The following is a 584-nucleotide window of genomic DNA, read 5'->3' as shown; positions in this document are numbered from 1 at the left end:
GCCAGGTCCACGTCGCCGAAGGCAAAGCTGCCGCTGGCCACCGTGGTGCCGTCTTCGGCCACCGCCCCGCTTTCGACTTCTGCTGCCGTCACCGTCGGTCCGTCATTGTGGCCGGTCAGGGTGATCGTCACGCTCTTGGTCACCGTCGCCCCGACGTCGTCGGTCAGCGTCACCGTGAACACTTCGGTTTTGCTCTGGCCCTCGGCCAGGTACTGCGCCGCGCTGTTGTTCAGCATATAGGCCCAGCCCACGCTGCCCGCCGCGTCGCCGGTGCTCTCGTCGCTGACGCTGGCCACCAGCGTACCCAGCGCACCGGACGGCGCGCTCACGCTGGCCACATGGGCGTGATCAGCCAGGTCCACGTCGCCGAAGGCGAAGCTGCCGCTGGCTACCGTGGTGCCGTCTTCGGCCGCTGCCCCGCTTTCGACTTCTGCCGCCGTCACCGTTGGTCCGTCATTGCTGCCAATGACGGTGATTGTCACGCTCTTGGTCACTGTCGCCCCGACGTCGTCGGTCAGTGTCACCGTGAACACTTCGGTCTTGCTCTGGCCCTCGGCCAGGTACTGCGCCGCGCTGTTGTTCAG

At 67.0% G+C, this 584-nt stretch carries 1 protein-coding gene; it reads right to left on the bottom strand.

Features of this window, described 5'->3' with window-relative positions:
• A partial coding sequence (locus tag PMI28_RS02300; protein ID WP_033063605.1) for a VCBS domain-containing protein occupies positions 1-584 on the bottom strand: 584 nt, incomplete at both ends.

This window comes from Pseudomonas sp. GM48 (assembly GCF_000282335.1).
In the GTDB taxonomy this organism is placed as follows: domain Bacteria; phylum Pseudomonadota; class Gammaproteobacteria; order Pseudomonadales; family Pseudomonadaceae; genus Aquipseudomonas.
This window is presented reverse-complemented; position numbering and strand designations above follow the sequence as displayed.